16 protein-coding genes and 2 pseudogenes are annotated in these 17,840 nt (G+C 40.8%); 10 read left to right on the forward strand and 8 right to left on the reverse strand.

Going from position 1 to position 17,840, the window contains the following annotated elements; all coding sequences use genetic code 11:
* Positions 1–75 precede the first annotated feature (75 nt).
* Positions 76–1,428, forward strand: coding sequence for a glutathione-disulfide reductase (gene gorA, locus QS795_RS01290; protein WP_108478741.1), 1,353 nt, complete (start codon positions 76–78; stop codon positions 1,426–1,428).
* Positions 1,429–2,113: 685 nt separating this feature from the next.
* Here gorA and QS795_RS01295 read toward each other — a convergent pair.
* From QS795_RS01295 to QS795_RS17480, 4 genes and pseudogenes are all read right to left on the reverse strand, one after another.
* Positions 2,114–2,677 (reverse strand): hypothetical protein, encoded by a 564-nt coding sequence (locus QS795_RS01295; RefSeq protein WP_286271710.1) that lies wholly within the window; start codon positions 2,675–2,677, stop codon positions 2,114–2,116.
* A 500-nt stretch (positions 2,678–3,177) separates the two neighbouring features.
* Entirely contained in the window at positions 3,178–3,390 is a 213-nt protein-coding gene (locus tag QS795_RS01300) for a hypothetical protein (protein WP_286271711.1), read from the reverse strand.
* A gap of 676 nt (positions 3,391–4,066) precedes the next feature.
* A pseudogene (locus QS795_RS01305) lies at positions 4,067–4,216 on the reverse strand (IS3 family transposase); the annotation flags it as partial.
* Between the two features lie 14 nt (positions 4,217–4,230).
* A pseudogene (locus QS795_RS17480) lies at positions 4,231–4,737 on the reverse strand (helix-turn-helix transcriptional regulator); the annotation flags it as partial.
* A 420-nt stretch (positions 4,738–5,157) separates the two neighbouring features.
* Between QS795_RS17480 and QS795_RS01315 the strand changes: the two are divergent.
* Complete coding sequence (locus QS795_RS01315; RefSeq protein ID WP_318626751.1) at positions 5,158–5,301, forward strand: AAA family ATPase; 144 nt, start codon at positions 5,158–5,160, stop codon at positions 5,299–5,301.
* A gap of 9 nt (positions 5,302–5,310) precedes the next feature.
* Here QS795_RS01315 and QS795_RS01320 read toward each other — a convergent pair whose 3' ends face one another.
* The gene (locus QS795_RS01320) at positions 5,311–6,519 is read right to left on the reverse strand and encodes an IS4-like element ISVsa5 family transposase (RefSeq protein WP_001339197.1); all 1,209 of its coding nucleotides are present in this window, start codon (positions 6,517–6,519) and stop codon (positions 5,311–5,313) included.
* A gap of 72 nt (positions 6,520–6,591) precedes the next feature.
* Here QS795_RS01320 and QS795_RS01325 point away from each other — a divergent pair, with 72 nt between their 5' ends.
* Positions 6,592–8,094: an AAA family ATPase gene (locus QS795_RS01325; RefSeq protein WP_318626752.1), complete on the forward strand. Its 1,503-nt coding sequence runs from the start codon at positions 6,592–6,594 to the stop codon at positions 8,092–8,094.
* Positions 8,095–8,173: 79 nt separating this feature from the next.
* Here the strand turns inward: QS795_RS01325 and mobB are convergent, their stop codons facing one another.
* Positions 8,174–8,692, reverse strand: coding sequence for a molybdopterin-guanine dinucleotide biosynthesis protein MobB (gene mobB, locus QS795_RS01330; protein ID WP_286272707.1), 519 nt, complete (start codon positions 8,690–8,692; stop codon positions 8,174–8,176).
* Positions 8,689–9,282, reverse strand: a complete 594-nt coding sequence (gene mobA, locus QS795_RS01335; protein WP_154626502.1) for a molybdenum cofactor guanylyltransferase MobA — start codon at positions 9,280–9,282, stop codon at positions 8,689–8,691. The genes mobB and mobA overlap by 4 nt, the downstream gene beginning before the upstream one ends.
* 214 nt (positions 9,283–9,496) lie before the next feature.
* Here mobA and QS795_RS01340 point away from each other — a divergent pair, with 214 nt between their 5' ends.
* The 5 genes from QS795_RS01340 (at position 9,497) to spfP (ending at position 15,164) form a co-directional block, all read left to right on the forward strand.
* Positions 9,497–9,766, forward strand: coding sequence for a YihD family protein (locus QS795_RS01340; RefSeq protein ID WP_006659561.1), 270 nt, complete (start codon positions 9,497–9,499; stop codon positions 9,764–9,766).
* Complete coding sequence (locus QS795_RS01345) at positions 9,767–10,768, forward strand: serine/threonine protein kinase (protein WP_418055364.1); 1,002 nt, start codon at positions 9,767–9,769, stop codon at positions 10,766–10,768.
* Positions 10,769–10,801: 33 nt separating this feature from the next.
* Positions 10,802–11,425, forward strand: a complete 624-nt coding sequence (dsbA, locus tag QS795_RS01350; protein WP_036948659.1) for a thiol:disulfide interchange protein DsbA — start codon at positions 10,802–10,804, stop codon at positions 11,423–11,425.
* Positions 11,426–11,754: 329 nt separating this feature from the next.
* Positions 11,755–14,559, forward strand: a complete 2,805-nt coding sequence (polA, locus tag QS795_RS01355) for a DNA polymerase I (protein WP_286272704.1) — start codon at positions 11,755–11,757, stop codon at positions 14,557–14,559.
* Positions 14,560–15,116: 557 nt separating this feature from the next.
* Entirely contained in the window at positions 15,117–15,164 is a 48-nt protein-coding gene (spfP, locus tag QS795_RS17515; protein ID WP_438361642.1) for a small protein SpfP, read from the forward strand.
* A gap of 113 nt (positions 15,165–15,277) precedes the next feature.
* Here the strand turns inward: spfP and yihA are convergent, their stop codons facing one another.
* Positions 15,278–15,898, reverse strand: a complete 621-nt coding sequence (gene yihA, locus QS795_RS01360; RefSeq protein ID WP_132496945.1) for a ribosome biogenesis GTP-binding protein YihA/YsxC — start codon at positions 15,896–15,898, stop codon at positions 15,278–15,280.
* A 267-nt stretch (positions 15,899–16,165) separates the two neighbouring features.
* Here yihA and ppiA point away from each other — a divergent pair, with 267 nt between their 5' ends.
* Complete coding sequence (gene ppiA / locus QS795_RS01365) at positions 16,166–16,738, forward strand: peptidylprolyl isomerase A (RefSeq protein WP_108478750.1); 573 nt, start codon at positions 16,166–16,168, stop codon at positions 16,736–16,738.
* 447 nt (positions 16,739–17,185) lie between these two features.
* Positions 17,186–17,761 carry an aminodeoxychorismate synthase component II gene (locus QS795_RS01370; RefSeq protein WP_154602318.1) on the forward strand — a complete coding sequence of 192 codons (576 nt, stop codon included), beginning with the start codon at positions 17,186–17,188 and terminating at the stop codon, positions 17,759–17,761.
* Positions 17,762–17,840 lie beyond the last annotated feature (79 nt).

The following is a 17,840-nucleotide window of genomic DNA, read 5'->3' on the forward strand; positions in this document are numbered from 1 at the left end:
AAATGTTTATGTTTACATAGCATAATAAGAGAATATTAACGTATTCGTAATTCAACAAATGGGAACAACCAAGTTATGAGCAAACATTACGACTATATTGCAATTGGCGGCGGTAGCGGCGGTATTGCGTCAATGAACCGTGCGGCAATGTACGGACAAAAGTGTGCCCTGATTGAAGCTAAAGAGTTAGGCGGCACTTGTGTTAACGTCGGTTGTGTACCGAAAAAAGTGATGTGGCATGCGGCGCAAATTTCTGAAGCAATTCGCGCTTATGGCCCAGACTATGGTTTCGATACCACTATCAATGATTTCAACTGGAAGAAATTAATTGAGAGCCGTACTGCTTATATCGACCGAATCCACCAATCTTACGATCGCGTACTTGGCAATAATAAAGTCGATGTGATCAAAGGTTTTGCTCGTTTTGTTGATGCACATACTGTTGAAGTGAATGGCGAGATTTACACCGCGGATCATATTCTGATCGCAACGGGTGGTCGTCCGGTGATCCCTGCGATCCCTGGCGCAGAATATGGCATGACCTCTGACGGTTTCTTTGAGCTGGAAGCTCTGCCTAAACGTGTTGCTGTCGTCGGTGCAGGCTATATAGCTGTTGAACTGGCGGGTGTTTTAAATGGTTTAGGTAGCGAAGCGCACCTGTTTGTGCGTAAACATGCTCCACTGCGTGCGTTTGATCCGCTTATCGTTGAAACCTTAGTGGAAGTGATGAACGCAGAAGGCCCAACGCTGCACACAGAATCTATTCCGAAAGAAGTGGTTAAAAATGCAGACGGTTCACTGACACTGAAATTAGAAAATGGTCACGAGCAAACTGTCGATGCGCTGATTTGGGCAATCGGTCGTGAGCCAATGACGGATAACCTGAATATTGAAGCGGCAGGCGTTGAGCTAAACGCGAAAGGCTATATTAAAGTCGATAAATATCAGAATACTAATGTTGCTGGCGTGTACGCGGTAGGCGATAACACCGGTGCGGTAGAGTTAACGCCAGTAGCGGTTGCTGCGGGTCGCCGTCTGTCTGAGCGTTTATTTAATAACAAGCCTGACGAGCATTTAGATTACACCAACGTACCAACGGTGGTATTCAGCCATCCACCAATTGGCACAGTAGGTTTAACCGAGCCAGAAGCCATTGAAAAATATGGTGCTGATGCAGTGAAATGCTACAAATCTTCATTTACTGCGATGTATACCGCGGTGACTTCTCATCGCCAACCATGCCGTATGAAGCTGGTGTGTGTGGGTAAAGAAGAGAAAATTGTCGGCATCCATGGTATCGGTTTTGGTATGGATGAAATGTTGCAAGGCTTTGCGGTCGCTCTCAAAATGGGTGCAACCAAGAAAGATTTCGACAACACTGTTGCAATCCACCCGACTGCAGCAGAAGAGTTTGTGACAATGCGTTAAGCATTTGCGTGCAGTCAGTCATAAATAATAAGAAAGGTCAGATAATAGGGAATACTTCAAATATCTGGCCTTTTTATTCTCTCATCTATTTACTTAATGTTTGATTTTACCGCAAAACAACTAACATGTATGGTTATACAGTCATATTTAAATTTAGATAACTAGGGATAATTTCAGCGTATATTAACTTAACGGGTAATAAGTGAAATTTTTTAAGAATAATTATTTGGTTCTACCTTAGTTGGTAGGTTTGAAAAATGTGCATATGTGTTTTTCCTAGTGGTGAATTTAATAAAAACCTAGTAAATTCTTTTTAATACAAATGGTTAAATGTGTATTTTTTCTCTGTGCTAACGAAATCAACGCGTATGTGAACTAATAAAATGTTAGCCTCACAAATCAGAGAACTATTATGGAAGAAACTTGGGTGTCTGGCTCAATTGCTTTCATTAGTATTGAAACTTCCATTAGAACCTTCACTTCTCTCCTAGAAAAAATATCGGGCGTGAAATTTCAAAAAAAGGAAGTTGACGAGGCAGGGAGTAGTTTTCCTAGGGCAAAACGAGTCAGTGACTTTGCTCATTTAGAAAACTGAGGATTAACTTAGGTATGGAAACGTAATGCCTCATCAACTGACGCAGCTTTGCTACGCCGATGTCAGAAAGGCACGTAGTTGATTGACTTGTTAGGAGTATAAGCCTGACCCATTTCTATATTTTACAGTAATCATTGAAGGTGGAATAGTGCCTCGGTAAAAGTACCAGTGAGGGGCAATTGGCTGGTTACTTTCCATTATCCTGGATGTTTCTGCGTCTTGAGCATCATTTGATCCCCCAATTGGAAATCTTGCGCTAGCTAAGCCAGCTGCTTTGTGTAGTACTTTTTGTGTTTGATCCCGCTGAAATTTTATCAGAACAAAATCGATAAAAGAATCGTAGTCTATCAAATTAGGGTCATGCTCATCGATCTCTATCTCCAAAACTACTTCAGTTTGATCGAATAGCTGCAACTCTCTATTAGGGGCTAATCCTGAAATTAAATTTGGATAATGGCCTGCCATAAAATTAAACTGAGGTGAGACATTTTCAACAAGCTTTTGCCCGGTTATTAGTCCGTTACCGTTTGGATCTAACAATGAAGTTAATGAAACAAAAATATCCTTTAACCCAAACGGGGCAATCCCTGCCAAAATACCTTGCTTGAGAATGCTATCTACCGCATCTTTTCGTGTAAAATGATAAAATATCATGAAACTCCTAACATTTTATTAGTTGGCTGGCTCGTTTTTCTGGAGGTGCCCAATCGACCAAAATCAATTTAACTTACTAAATAATCGCAGAAAAACGGTTGAAATCCACCCGCTATTATACAAAAACCGAAAAAACTAGCCAGCTTGAATACGTCTGTTTTGCTCTGCTTTATAGCTTTTCAGCGCCCTCGGTACAATAAGCTGTATATAGCGTCAGTACTTTGCTGACTAGACACAGACAGCAATGGTTTCATGGCAATTGAGGTACGAGAAAAGGAGTGGAAAACCGAATCACTGTGGCTTGCGAGGCTGAACATCGCTAGCACGGAATGGGGAAAAACCTTCTCAGAGCGAAAGACAAACGACGACAAAAAGCATCGAAAAGTTTCGAGCTTTATTGTCGAGGTACCAAACTTTAATGTTCGACCACAGTTTATAGCTAACAGTTGATGCAATTAAACCTGACAGCTTACTCTTTCACACATCTCACTAATGTTTGATTAGAAGAATAAGTGATATGCTTTTGGGCTATGCTCTGACCATGTTCTAGGGCGGTAGCTATAAATCGGTTTTCCCCAAATTTTGATAGTTTCCCAAGGGGCTCGCCGGAGCGCTTTATACACTGGAGTTGGCAATTGAGAATGATGAGATTCCATACGTTCATCGATGAATGCGGAGATGCTATTAGGGATAGGTACAACCTCAATAATCATGAAAATAGCTGTTCAAACCGTTTATATCGATCTTCTTGCATTAAGTGAAAATGAAAAAACGAGTTGCAGCTAACTAAGATCATCTGTAACCAGGCACAGCCGACGTGGATCTGGTTTATAAATTGCGAGGCTCTTTTGGACACTTTGCGAGCTGGTTGGCTCCGTTCTCTACTCACTACTTTTTGCGTGGATCACGTCAGAGTGACTTTTCTGTTAGATAGCCGCGAGCACTACAATAATATATTTCTAAGTTATTCAGCCCCTCTTTATAAAACGACTACAGCTCTTGAGAATCCAACAGTTTAAACTAGCTTATCTCAAAGTAACTTTATTCTGTGGAGGGGGAACAAGCCTTAGATGATTAATATCGTGTTATTTTATTCTAACAATTTGTTTTCTCTGCTGTTCAATTAGCTCATTCACAAGTTGGGTAATTTTGAGGTGAGCTTTTCGCAAGGCATGAGATAGCTGATGGTGCTCAGCAGCCATTTTCGCGACCATTACTTTAAGTTCATCAACCTGCTCACGGTACTGAATTTTAATCCGCTTTTCTTCGTTGCGTTTGAATCTTAATTTTTCAAGATCGGATTCGATTGGTGTAATGGATGATGAAGCTTTAATCTTTGCAGCTTCCGATTGTGCTTTAAGCTTAAACTCTTTGTAGTAATTGAAGTGGTCAACAAAAATTGATCACAGTTTTAGAGTTTTCCCAATATAATCGTTCTGATTCATTGGGCGTTAAGCCACCGTTATATTGATGGGGTCTAAGCTGACTATAATACCCGATGATATATCGTGTTATTTCTTGCTGTGCTTCTACAAAATTAGGGTAGCTTAAAATGGGTACCTAATCCGTTCACTGGATTGCCCTTTAATATCCACATACCCTATTTTGGCTTTGCGCTCTTCCCGTAAACTCAGGCGTAAATTTTTAGCCACATGCTCGTCAACTTCATTAAGTTGGGTCGTCGGGGCAAATAGCGTATTACTGTTTAGGATGATCTGCGCCTCTTTACCCACCACGGCATTGATTTTATTGAGCGTGCGTAACGCTGAATTTTTGAGTTCTTCATCGGTATTACTTTGTACCCAGCGTAAACCCAATATCAGCGCTTCCAGTTCATTCTTATCGAACATCAATGGCGGCAGTAATAATCCGCTTTTTAACTGATAACCAATGCCCGCTTCCCCGGTAATTTCAGCCCCCTGAGCTCGCAGTGATTCAATATCGCGATAAATAGAGCGAACGCTAACACTTAATTGGGTGGCGAGAGAATCCGCTGTCACCGGATAGCGTTTTTCTTTTAAGATTTGTAATAGTGTCAATAAACGCTGGGAACGGGTCATGGAATTCTCAGTTAGGACGTTATGCAGTGAATAGCTCACCATACTAAAGAAACCTGCATTTTAATGCCAATCCTCTTATTTATACTCTAAAGATTTTTATTGGATATTCATTTGCTCATAATTTTTTAATTATAGTAGACCATAGTAAGTTGAGTATTTTTACAGGTTATCATTCGACAAAAATTTGTATAACAAGAGAAAAAAGATGGTTAGTGCTTATCCTTGGAGTAATAAAAATTACTGATAGGTATTTAGGTTACTGCACTATAATTAATGAAATAGTTACTATTGATGAATAAAACTTTCAGTTGGATTATAATTTTCAATTAATTGTAGAACTATAAATTACAAAAAAATTGACAAAAGAAATCGCATTTTTTTAAATCAATTCGATACATTTTTAATAAAAAGGGAGTTGTTATGAAAATAAATGAAATTCTTCTTAAGAATTTTAAAAGATTTACAGACTTAAAGGTTAAGAATATTCCTAATTCTGCAAAGTTAGTTGTTTTAGTTGGTCCAAATGGAAGTGGTAAAACATCATTGTTTGAAGCTATACACTGAGAGATCCCCTCATAATTTCCCCAAAGCGTAACCATGTGTGAATAAATTTTGAGCTAGTAGGGTTGCAGCCACGAGTAAGTCTTCCCTTGTTATTGTGTAGCCAGAATGCCGCAAAACTTCCATGCCTAAGCGAACTGTTGAGAGTACGTTTCGATTTCTGACTGTGTTAGCCTGGAAGTGCTTGTCCCAACCTTGTTTCTGAGCATGAACGCCCGCAAGCCAACATGTTAGTTGAAGCATCAGGGCGATTAGCAGCATGATATCAAAACGCTCTGAGCTGCTCGTTCGGCTATGGCGTAGGCCTAGTCCGTAGGCAGGACTTTTCAAGTCTCGGAAGGTTTCTTCAATCTGCATTCGCTTCGAATAGATATTAACAAGTTGTTTGGGTGTTCGAATTTCAACAGGTAAGTTAGTTGCTAGAACCCATGGCTCCTTTGCCGACGCTGAGTAGATTTTAGGTGACGGGTGGTGACAATGAGTCCGTGTCGAGCGCTGATTTTTTCGGCCTTTAGAGCGAGATTTATACAATAGAATTTGGCATGAGATTGGATTGCTTTTAGTCAGCCTCTTATAGCCTAAAGTCTTTGAGTGACTAGATGACATATCATGTAAGTTGCTGATAGGTTTCCAGTTTTCCGCTCCTAGGTCTGCATATTGTACTTTTCCTCTTACTCGACTTAACCAGTACCAACCCAGCTTCTCAACGGATTTATACCATGGCACTTTAAAGCCAGCATCACTGACAATGAGCGGTGTGGTGTTACTCGGTAGAATGCTCGCAAGGTCGGCTAGAAATTGGTCATGAGCTTTCTTTGAACATTGCTCTGAAAGCGGGAACGCTTTCTCATAAAGAGTAACAGAACGACCGTGTAGTGCGACTGAAGCTCGCAATACCATAAGTCGTTTTTGCTCACGAATATCAGACCAGTCAACAAGTACAATGGGCATCGTATTGCCCGAACAGATAAAGCTAGCATGCCAACGGTATACAGCGAGTCGCTCTTTGTGGAGGTGACGATTACCTAACAATCGGTCGATTCGTTTGATGTTATGTTTTGTTCTCGCTTTGGTTGGCAGGTTACGGCCAAGTTCGGTAAGAGTGAGAGTTTTACAGTCAAGTAATGCGTGGCAAGCCAACGTTAAGCTGTTGAGTCGTTTTAAGTGTAATTCGGGGCAGAATTGGTAAAGAGAGTCGTGTAAAATATCGAGTTCGCACATCTTGTTGTCTGATTATTGATTTTTCGCGAAACCATTTGATCATATGACAAGATGTGTATCCACCTTAACTTAATGATTTTTACCAAAATCATTAGGGGATTCATCAGAGCTATACATCATTGGTATAAGTATAATGGATTTTATCAACACTCTACTCAAGATTATTTGATGAAATCAAAAGATATAAATCCCTCAAATTGGTACCAAGATAATGTAAGAATTAATTTTTCTGAAGAAAAAAAATATGAGCCTGAAGAAATAAAATCAAAATTTTACTTTAGGACCGCATACCGTAATGAACCTGATTTTAACGTATATCAATTAAATCAGCAGCCTGATCCAACTACGAACTATAAGTTCGAAACATTGATGCAAAATGATCAGGTTGTTTCTGAAAATTATCAAAGGCTTGTGGCAAATACGTTAACAGGGATATATGACGAATCTAACGATAACAAAACTGTAGAAGAGCTCAGAAGTGAATTAATAGGTAAAATTAAAAAATCATTATCAAATATATTTGATGAGTTAAACTTAAGTTCTATAGGTAACCCTCTAATAAACGGTAGTTTTTATTTTACAAAAGGAATAGCTAAAGATTTTCATTATAAAAATTTATCGGCAGGAGAAAAGTCCGTATTTGACTTAATATTAGATATGATAATTAAATCTGAATTTTATTCAGATGCTGTTTATTGTATCGATGAGCCAGAGGCCCATATGCATACTCGTTTACAATCTAAAGTACTACGAGAGATATATAATATTACTCCACCTAACTCTCAATTATGGATATCAACACATTCTGTAGGAATGCTTAAAGAAGCAGAAGATATTGAAAATGAGTATCCTGGAACAGTAGTGTTTCTTGATTTTCATAATAAAAATTTTGATTTTTCTGAAGTAATTGAGCCAACGAAGATAAGTAAAGCTATTTGGGATAAATTTTTTGATTTAGCATTTGCCGATTTTTCTAAGCTAATTTCTCCTAAGCAGATAGTTTTTTGTGAAGGAACATCAAAGGGTAGAGAGTATAAAGATTTTGATGCGCAAATTTATAATAAAATATTAGGTCAAAAGTATCACGAAACAACTTTTATTTCTATTGGATCTTGCTCTGAATTAGTGGATATTGAAAACGAACCAATGAAAATTGTTTCTAGTATTTTAAAATCATCAAATATCATAAAATTTATTGATAGGGATGACAAAAGTAATCAGGAAGTTAAAGAACTTCTTGATAAAGGCATAAAAACATCATCTAAAAGACATATTGAATGCTATGTTTTTGATGATGAAATAATTCGTAAATTATGTATTTCTCAATCTAAGCCAGACTGTATTGACAGATGTTTGGAAGCAAAAAAAGAAGCAATGGAAGCTAGCAAAAATAGGGGGAATGCACCTGATGATATAAAATCAGCGAGTGGGGATATTTTTGTTAAAATTAAAAAAATATTATCACTAACTCAGTGTGGAAATTCAAAGTGTGCTTTTATTAGAGATACTATTGTTCCATTAATTACAGAGGATACAGATATTTATAAACAAATAGAAAAAGATATTTTTGGATAAAAATTGGAAGTAATGATATTAGCACCCTCTATTAGACTGAAAATCTGAATAGAGGGGTAATTTATGATTTTTATAGGCGTTACTGGCTTTTTTGCCACCAGGAAACAATATAGTCCGCCACCTGTTCAGGATTATTGATATCCAATTGCGGGACGTCAGTATCGATAATTTCGTCGCTGGCAACCGCCACGACATACTCGTCGATTAAGCCGTTTAGTGGTTTACCTACATCGGATCGAAATAGCGCGATTTTATCGATAGGCTCACTCTTGAATCCTTCCACTAAGATCAGATCTAGCGAAGCAGGATCAAAGCGGCTAGCCAGATAGCCCAGATCCATTTCATTGCATTCAGGGGTTTCGGTCATTAATGCCCAGCGCTGATTGCTGGCGACTAACGTTTGGTCTGCACCTGCTTTGCGTAATTCATAACTGTCTTTGCCCGGCGTATCAATTTCCATATCGTGATGCGTGTGCTTGATTAAGCCCACACGAACATGACGCTGTCTCAGTAAAGGGATAACTTTCTTGAGTAAAGTTGTTTTCCCGGTGCCACTGTAGGCGGTGATCCCGAGTAGAGGTAACGTGTTCTGGTTCATGATTTTTTTTGTTGTAACTCCCAGTTACGGCTATCTTCCGGCGTATTTAAGTTAGCAAATGTGCCGGTTTCAGAGGTAAATATGACGCCTTTTGCATCGATCTCACGCATAAATAGCATCAATTTGCGATCTCCTCTTGCGAGGTAATCATCCAACGGTTTCTGCAGAGACCGATGGAGTAGGGTAAATGTCGGGTGTTCTCGTTCGTTATCACAGGCATAGCAGGCAAGGTGCTTGCCTTTTTCGCGAAACATTTTTTCGGCTAAATCAGTTGGGAATTCGGGAACATCACAAGGGACAAATAGCAGCCAATCAGTGGTGACTTGATGAAGTGCAGCTTGCATCCCTGCTAAGGGGCCCGAAAAATCTGCGGTTAAATCCGTGAAAACGGGCAGCTGGCTTTGTGCATATTCTGCATGGTGGCGATTAGCATTGATCATCAATTGACCGACTTGCGGCTGCAAACGCTCAATAATATAGCGGTATAACGGCTTACCCAATAAAGGAATTAACCCCTTATCTTGGCCACCCATGCGGGTGCCTTTGCCCCCTGCAAGGATCACGCCTGTAATCGACTGACGAAATGACATGTTCAATATCTCTGAAAATCTTAGCGAAAATGTTTTAACGAACTTAAGTAGTTTTTTGAGTATAGTAACAGCTAAAATCTATTCTATTTTCCTATAAAATCAATGAATATTAATACAAGAAACGGTTAAACTTTACTTAGATTGACAACTGTTCCCTTTTTCTCTTGTAGGATTATTGGTAACTTGTATCGAATATTCGTGATAAGGAATAAACATGAAATGCCATCGTTTAAATGAAGTCATCGAACTTCTGCATCCAGTATGGAAGGACAATTCAGATTTAAATTTAGTGCAATTACTGCAAAAACTGGCAGATGAAGCAGGTTTTAAAGGCAGTTTATCTGAACTGACAGACGACGTATTAATTTATCATCTAAAAATGCGTGGCACTGACAGCAATGCGGTGATCCCCGGTATTCAAAAAGATTACGAAGATGATTTTAAAACGGCCATTCTACGTGCTCGTGGCATCATAAAAGATTAAATGAACATGGATTTAACAGAACAATCGAGCTTCCACTTTAGTGGGATCTCCCCTGATTTGATCCTTGATGCTCTGATGGAAGCGGGGATTTACCCAGAATCAGGGCTGACAGAGCTTAACAGCTACGAAAATCGCGTTTTCCAATTTCAGGATGAAAATCGCCAGCGCTATGTGGTGAAATTTTATCGTCCTGAACGCTGGAACCGTTCTCAAATTCAAGAAGAGCATGATTTTACCCTTGAGCTACAAGATGAAGGCTTATCGGTGGCTGCGCCGTTAGAATTTGCTGGGCAAACGGTATTAGAATTTGGCGGGTTTATGTTTGCACTCTTTCCGAGTATCGGAGGGCGCCAATATGAAACGGACAATTTATTCCAGCTTGAGGGTGTCGGCCATTTATTAGGGCGAGTGCATCAAATCGGTAAACAGCGAAACTTTGCATTTCGTCCGACTCTTGGTGTGGAAGAGTATCTCGACCAACCGCGAAATATTATCGCCGCCAGTTCATTAATTACTGAGCGTGATAAAGCACCATTGATAGATTCACTGGATAAGTTGATTGCCCAAGTTAAGGCTCTGTGGCCTGCTCAGCAATCTTTTATTCGCCTACAAGGGGATTGCCATCCCGGCAATATTCTGTGGCGTGATGAAGCGTGGCTGGTGGATTTTGACGATGCACGCAATGGCCCTGCGGTGCAAGATTTATGGATGTTGCTTAATGGTTCGCGCCAAGAGCAAATTATCCAACTGGATACGTTATTAGAAGCGTATAACGAATTTTGTGATTTTGATGTACGTGAGTTAAAGCTGATTGAACCGCTACGTGCGATGCGAATGGTGCATTATTTAGGATGGATCCTTCGTCGCTGGCAAGATCCCGCTTTCCCGAAAGCATTTTCTTGGATCCAATCTGCTGATTTTTGGCAAAAGCAATCTATCGAGTTTGCACAGCAAACTGAGCGGTTGTTAGATGCTCCTTTGCAATTGAACCCGCAATTTTAATATTTAAGACTGTGTTTTTGGAGAAAGTTTTCTATGAAAAAAATCATGTTGGCTTTGATTGGTATTGCCATGTCTTTTGGTGCTGCTGCAGCAAATTATTCAGAAGGTAAAGAGTACACGGATGTTAAGCCTCCGGTGCAAGACTTACCGCAAGTTTTGGAGTTTTTCTCATTCTACTGCCCACACTGTTATCAGTTTGAAAGCATCTACAAAGTGCCACAAACGGTAGAGAAAAACCTGCCAGAAGGTGTCACTAAAGCGCGTTATCACGTTGATTTCTTAGGCCCTCTAGGCGCTCAAATGACTCAAGCGTGGGCTGTGGCGATGGTGCTGAAAGTTGAAGATAAAGTGACGCCAATTCTGTTTGAAGGAATTCAGAAAACCCAAACTATCAATACCCCTGCGGATATCCGTAATGCGTTTATTAAAGCGGGCGTAACAGGTGAAGAATACGATGCAGCGCTGAATAGCTTTGTCGTGAAATCGTTAGTTGCTAAGCAACAAAATGCTGCACAAGATTTAAAACTGCGTGGCGTGCCAGCGTTATTCGTCGATGGTAAATATCAAATCCGTAATAACGGAATTTCTGTCGATAACGCAGAGGATTATGCTAAAGAATACTCAAAAGTTGTGAACTTCTTAGTCAGTAAAAAATAATCAGTGAAGATAGCGGCAATTTGTCGCTATCTTTTTATTTGCTGATTGTCCGTTATCAATATCCACAATTCGACCATCCCCCCTGATTTGTGATAAATCAAAGCCTCATTAGCTAACTTATTGATTTTATTTTATTGTTTTCTTCTTGCAATTCTCTTACTCATTGAATCCTTTAGATAACTAAATTTTACTCACAAAGTTATCCACAGGAAGTTATCGTGTGAAAAATGGGATAACTCGGCGGGAAATTGAATCTCAAGGTGTATCTGAAGCCACAATGTGGCATCCTATCCCCCATTCATTCCCGATAAAAAAGATGATGACAGATTATGGCTCAGATTGCTGAAAATCCCCTTATTTTGGTAGATGGCTCTTCCTACCTGTACCGTGCTTATCATGCATTCCCTCCATTGACCAACAGCGCTGGTGAACCGACCGGAGCGATGTATGGCGTGTTGAATATGCTGCGTAGCCTAATCATGCAATATACACCGAGTCATGTGGCGGTTGTCTTTGATGCTAAGGGAAAAACGTTCCGTGATGAACTGTTTGAAAGCTACAAATCCCATCGCCCGCCAATGCCGGACGATCTGCGCGCTCAAATCGCACCGTTGCATGAAATGGTGGAAGCCATGGGGCTGCCGTTGCTAGTGGTACCAGGTGTGGAGGCAGATGACGTCATCGGTACGTTGGCGCGTGAAGCCAGCAGTAAAGGGATGCCGGTGCTGATCAGTACGGGCGATAAAGATATGGCGCAGTTGGTGGAGCCGAATATCACCCTGATCAACACGATGACCAACACCATCTTAGGTCCTGAAGAAGTGGAAGCTAAGTACGGGGTTCCACCAAGCTTAATTATCGACTTTTTAGCCTTAATGGGTGACTCATCCGATAACATTCCGGGTGTGCCGGGTGTCGGTGAAAAAACCGCATTAGCGTTATTGCAAGGTATTGGTAGCTTAGACGACATCTATAACAATTTAGATGCGATTGCTCCACTCGGTTTCCGTGGCTCTAAGACCCTCGCACCAAAAATGGAAGAGAACCGCGAACTCGCACTGTTATCTTACCAATTAGCGACGATTAAAACGGATGTTGAGCTAGAAAAACCGTGTGAAGAACTCAAAGTGACGGAACTGGATGCGGATAAACTTCATTCGCTGTTTAGCCGTTATGAATTTAAACGCTGGTTGGCCGATGTTGAAAATGGTAGCTGGATGGACGGCAAAGGGGCAAAACCTGCCAAAGCCGCAGAAAGTTATCGTACACCAGTAAGTCAGCCAGCGGCAAAATCTAAGCCAGCAGTTCCAACGCTGTGTGCTGAAAATTACCAAACAATTCTCGATAAAGAACAGTTAGACAGCTGGGTGAAAAAACTCAGCGAAGCGACGCTGTTTGCCTTTGATACAGAAACCGACAGCCTGGATACCCAAGAAGCTCGATTAGTCGGGATGTCTTTTGCCATCGAAGCAGGTCATGCTGCGTATTTACCTGTTGGACATGATTATCTTGATGCGCCAGACCAGTTGCCTTTAAAAGACGTTTTGGCAGCCATGAAGCCTATCTTAGAAAATGAGAAAATCGGCAAAATCGGTCAGAACCTAAAATACGATGCGGAAGTGTTATTAAATTACGATATTTCGCTAAAAGGCATCGCGTTCGACACTATGCTGGAATCTTATGTGTTGAACAGTGTGGCTGGCATGGGGCGTCATGATATGGACAGCCTGGCAGATCGCCATCTCAACCATAAGACCGTGAGTTTTGAAGAGATAGCGGGTAAAGGCAAAAAGCAGTTAACCTTTAACCAAATTCCATTGGAACAAGCGGCAAATTATGCGGCGGAAGATGCGGATGTGACATTGCTACTGCATCAAGCGCTGTATCCGCAACTGGAAGCCGAGCCAAAATTAGCTCACGTTTTCCAAAATATCGAAATGCCGTTGGTGCCAGTGTTGGTGCGTATGGAGCGTAAAGGTGTTCTGATTGACGCAGCGGCATTAGGGGCGCAGTCTCAGGTGATCACCGCGCGTTTAGCAGAGCTGGAAAAACAGGCGTTCGAGTTAGCGGGTGAAGAGTTTAACTTAGCATCTCCGAAGCAGTTGCAGACGATTTTATTCGAAAAGCTACAATTGCCAGTTATCAAGAAAACGCCAAGTGGCGCGGCTTCAACCAACGAAGAAGTGCTTGAAGAGCTGGCATTAAACCATGCATTACCAAAGTTGCTGTTAGAGCATCGTAGCTTAGCGAAACTAAAATCTACTTATACGGATAAGCTGCCGCTGATGATTAATCCAAAAACTCATCGTGTGCATACCTCTTATCACCAAGCAGTAACTGCGACGGGGCGTTTGTCTTCCCGTGACCCGAACTTGCAAAATATTCCGGTGCGTACCGAAGAAGGTCGCCGTATTCGCCAAGCGTTTGTGGCGCGTGATGGCTACAAAGTGATGGCGGCGGACTATTCGCAAATTGAATTGCGTATTATGGCGCATCTTTCCCAAGATAAAGGCTTATTGACGGCGTTTGCGGAAGGAAAAGATATCCATAGAGCCACCGCAGCCGAAGTGTTTGGGGTTCCATTAGAGGAAGTCACCAGCGACCAACGCCGTAGTGCAAAAGCGATTAACTTCGGTTTGATCTATGGCATGAGTGCATTTGGTTTGGCTCGCCAGTTAGGGATCCCACGCGGGGAAGCGCAGCGTTATATGGATCTCTACTTTGAGCGTTATCCCGGTGTGTTGCGTTATATGGAAAATACTCGTCTGCAAGCGTCTGAACAAGGTTATGTTGAGACATTAGAAGGCCGCAGATTGTATCTTGCGGATATTAAATCTAGCAATGGTATGCGCCGTAAAGCGGCAGAACGCGAAGCGATCAACGCCCCAATGCAAGGTACCGCAGCCGACATCATCAAAAAAGCGATGATAGCGGTAGATAGCTGGCTCGAAACTGAAAAACCAGATGCGGATATGCTGATGCAGGTGCACGATGAACTGGTGTTTGAAGTCAAAGAGTCCGAGTTAGAGAAGGTGAAAGCGAAGGTTCAGGCGCTGATGGAGCAGAGTATGACGCTAGATGTTCCTCTGAAGGTGGAGGTGGGTGTCGGCATTAACTGGGACGAAGCCCATTAATACTCGTCTACTCGTCATATTTCGGGCTGTAGGGGTGTTGGCTGCTCTCAGCTACCCTAGTCACATACTTGTGTATGCTCCTAGGGATATCCTCATTTGCCGCCTACCTACAGCCGCGAACTATTTAGAGTATTGGTTGGGTAAGAGATAAAAGAGAAAAAACTCTTAGTAAAACCTAAAAGAAAAAGATAAGAGCAAAAGCTAAGTAAAAGATAATGTAAGGCACCCCAGAGATTGGCGACAATGTTTGGGGTGTTTTTTTATGTTTAGAATATTTTTTATAGTGGTATTTACGCAGTAAATTGGAGGCGTTTTATTCCCTTTAAATTGCACATAATTCATGGGTAAAACACTGAATTTTAAATATATCGTTGGGCTGGATAAGGTTGTTATTATGCGACTTAGATCTCATAAATATGTAGTAAAAATACGTTTTTAGCGAATTATTAGGCAATTTAAAGGGCTGAATCGTAGTAAGCTTTGAAAAAAAACTACAAAAAGCCTTTTTTTCGAGCGGAAAATAAAGTACATTATCAGACGTAGGGTACAGAGGTAAGATGTTCTATCTTTCAGACCTTTTACTTCACGTAATCGGATTTAGCTGAATATTAGCTGCTCCAGTCAAGTTTTTGACTGGAGCATTTTTTTTGCATAAATTCTGATGCGCTAACGGCATAGACCGTTGTACGCCGCGATTGGCGTACAAGGAATGAAAAGATTATTCTGCGGCGTTACTGTACCAACTGTCGAGTTTGATACGTAATTTATCGATACCCATTTTTTTCAGTGCAGAGAAATATTCCACTTCAATATCGCCTTCCGCTGATAACGGCGCTAATGCTTGGCGAACTTCCATTAACTGTTTCTTTCTTGCGCCTGAAGCGAGCTTATCCGCTTTGGTCAGTAGAACAAGAACAGGAATGCTCATGGCGACTGACCATTCGATCATCTGCATATCGAGGTCTTTTAATGGATGACGGATATCCATCAAAATCACTAACCCTTTGATACATTCTCTTTTCTGTAAATATTCACCGAGAGCTTGCTGCCATTTGCGCTTCATCTCTTCAGGTACTTCGGCATAACCGTAGCCCGGAAGGTCAACTAGGCGAATGCCCTCTTCAACTTCAAATAGGTTGATAAGCTGAGTTCTTCCCGGTGTTTTACTGGTTCGCGCTAAGCTTTTTTGCTGTGTTAATGCATTTAATGCACTGGATTTGCCCGCGTTAGATCGGCCAGCAAACGCCACCTCAATGCCCGTATCTTTTGGTAGATGACGGATATCGGGGGCACTGATGACAAATTTTGTCATGTGGTAGTTGTGGTTTTTAATTGCCATTGGTGGTTCTCCCTGAGTAGCCTCAAAAGGCTGGGGGATTATAGCGACTGAATAGCATACAAACAACAAAAGGGGGATATTTGGTGTGATATCTATTTGAGAATGACATTATGCGAAGGCTTTTTCATTAAGTTGCTCTACAATTAATTTAATTCAGCGAAATTTAACTATTTGGCGTAAATATAGGTAAATCTTTAGCAATTACCCCCGCTTCGCTCTAGAATTGGGCATTAATATGTTTTTGGGTATTAACAAAAGGGATCTTGAATGTTGAAACGAATTTTTGTGCCATTATTGGCAATCTGTGCAATGAGCACAACTTCTCTTGCATTAGCCGCGGGTGAAACTTACGTCAAATTAGTCACCTCTGCAGGTAATATTGAATTAGAACTCAATAGTAAAAAAGCCCCTGTTAGTACTGAAAACTTCCTGCAATATGTTAATGAAGGCTATTACAACGGAACAACCTTCCATCGTGTTATTCCTGGATTCATGATCCAAGGCGGCGGCTTTAATAAAGAATTGCAGCAAAAACAAACTCGTGCACCAATCGCTAACGAAGCTGATAATGGTTTACGTAATTTACGTGGCACTATTTCAATGGCTCGTAGCGCAAATAAAGACAGTGCAACCAGCCAATTCTTTATTAATGTTGCTGATAATGCGTTTTTAGATCACGGCCAACGTGATTTCGGCTATGCCGTATTTGGTAAAGTCGTTAAAGGAATGGATGTTGCAGACAAAATTTCTAAAGTGAAAACAGAGAACGTCGGTCCATATCAAAATGTTCCTGTTGAACCTATTACGATTATTTCTGCGGAAGTGATTAAAAAGCCTTAATACTGTTTGCTGTAATATCGTCTAATAGAGAGGGTGATTCTTGTTAATCATCCTCTTATCATAAAGCCTTTCTTTGCATTTTTTCTTAAATTATTTCCATTATAGGTCATCCCAACTCACTTCTATTTCATCATCACTCATGCGTTTGATTGTTTTTTTATTAGTATGATTGTTTCTATTTTACTCCATTGTATTTAAAGTATTTATTATCAAATTTTGAATGTTGTTATATTCTTGTGAATATAATCCCATGATTTTTATATGGAAATTTTGTACTGAAAGTGGGTTACTTGACGTAAATAGGCTATTTTCCTGTCTTGGCTGTGCTATGATAGCCGCCCTTTGTGATAATTTATGGTTTTTGGGACGCGTTCTAATTGCTAACCACCACGAATTATGCATAAACAAAAAAACTTATAATGATAAAAATCAGTCGGATAGGCTACTATGCTTTTACTTATTGATAATTACGATTCATTTACATACAACTTATACCAATATTTCTGCGAACTAGGGGCGGAAGTGCTGGTGAAACGTAATGACGAAATTACCATTGAAGAAATTGAACAACTGGCTCCAACCCATTTGGTCATTTCACCGGGTCCTTGCACGCCTGATGAGGCGGGAATTTCGTTGGAAGCGATAAAATATTTCGCCGGAAAATTACCTATTTTGGGTATCTGCCTAGGGCATCAAGCTATCGGGCAAGCATTTGGCGCGTCTGTTGTAAAAGCGCGTGAAGTGATGCACGGAAAAACATCATCTATCCATCATAACCATCAAGGGGTATTTAAAGGGCTTAATCGACCTTTAACCGTGACTCGCTATCACTCTTTAGTGATTGCAGCAGAAACGCTACCCGCCTCTTTTGATGTCTCCGCGTGGTCACTGAATAATGGGGATATCGATGAAATTATGGGGATCCGCCATAAAACCCTGCCCATTGAAGGGGTCCAATTCCACCCTGAAAGTATTCTCAGCGAACAAGGTCATGAGCTGTTGAGTAATTTTCTCAAGTATTAGTGGTTGATTTTCGCGAATAGCAAAATTAATTATGCATATTTTACCCTTCCCTATTGCTCTTTATTGATTTTTTATTCAT

Source organism: Providencia zhijiangensis, from assembly GCF_030315915.2.
Lineage (GTDB): Bacteria > Pseudomonadota > Gammaproteobacteria > Enterobacterales > Enterobacteriaceae > Providencia > Providencia zhijiangensis.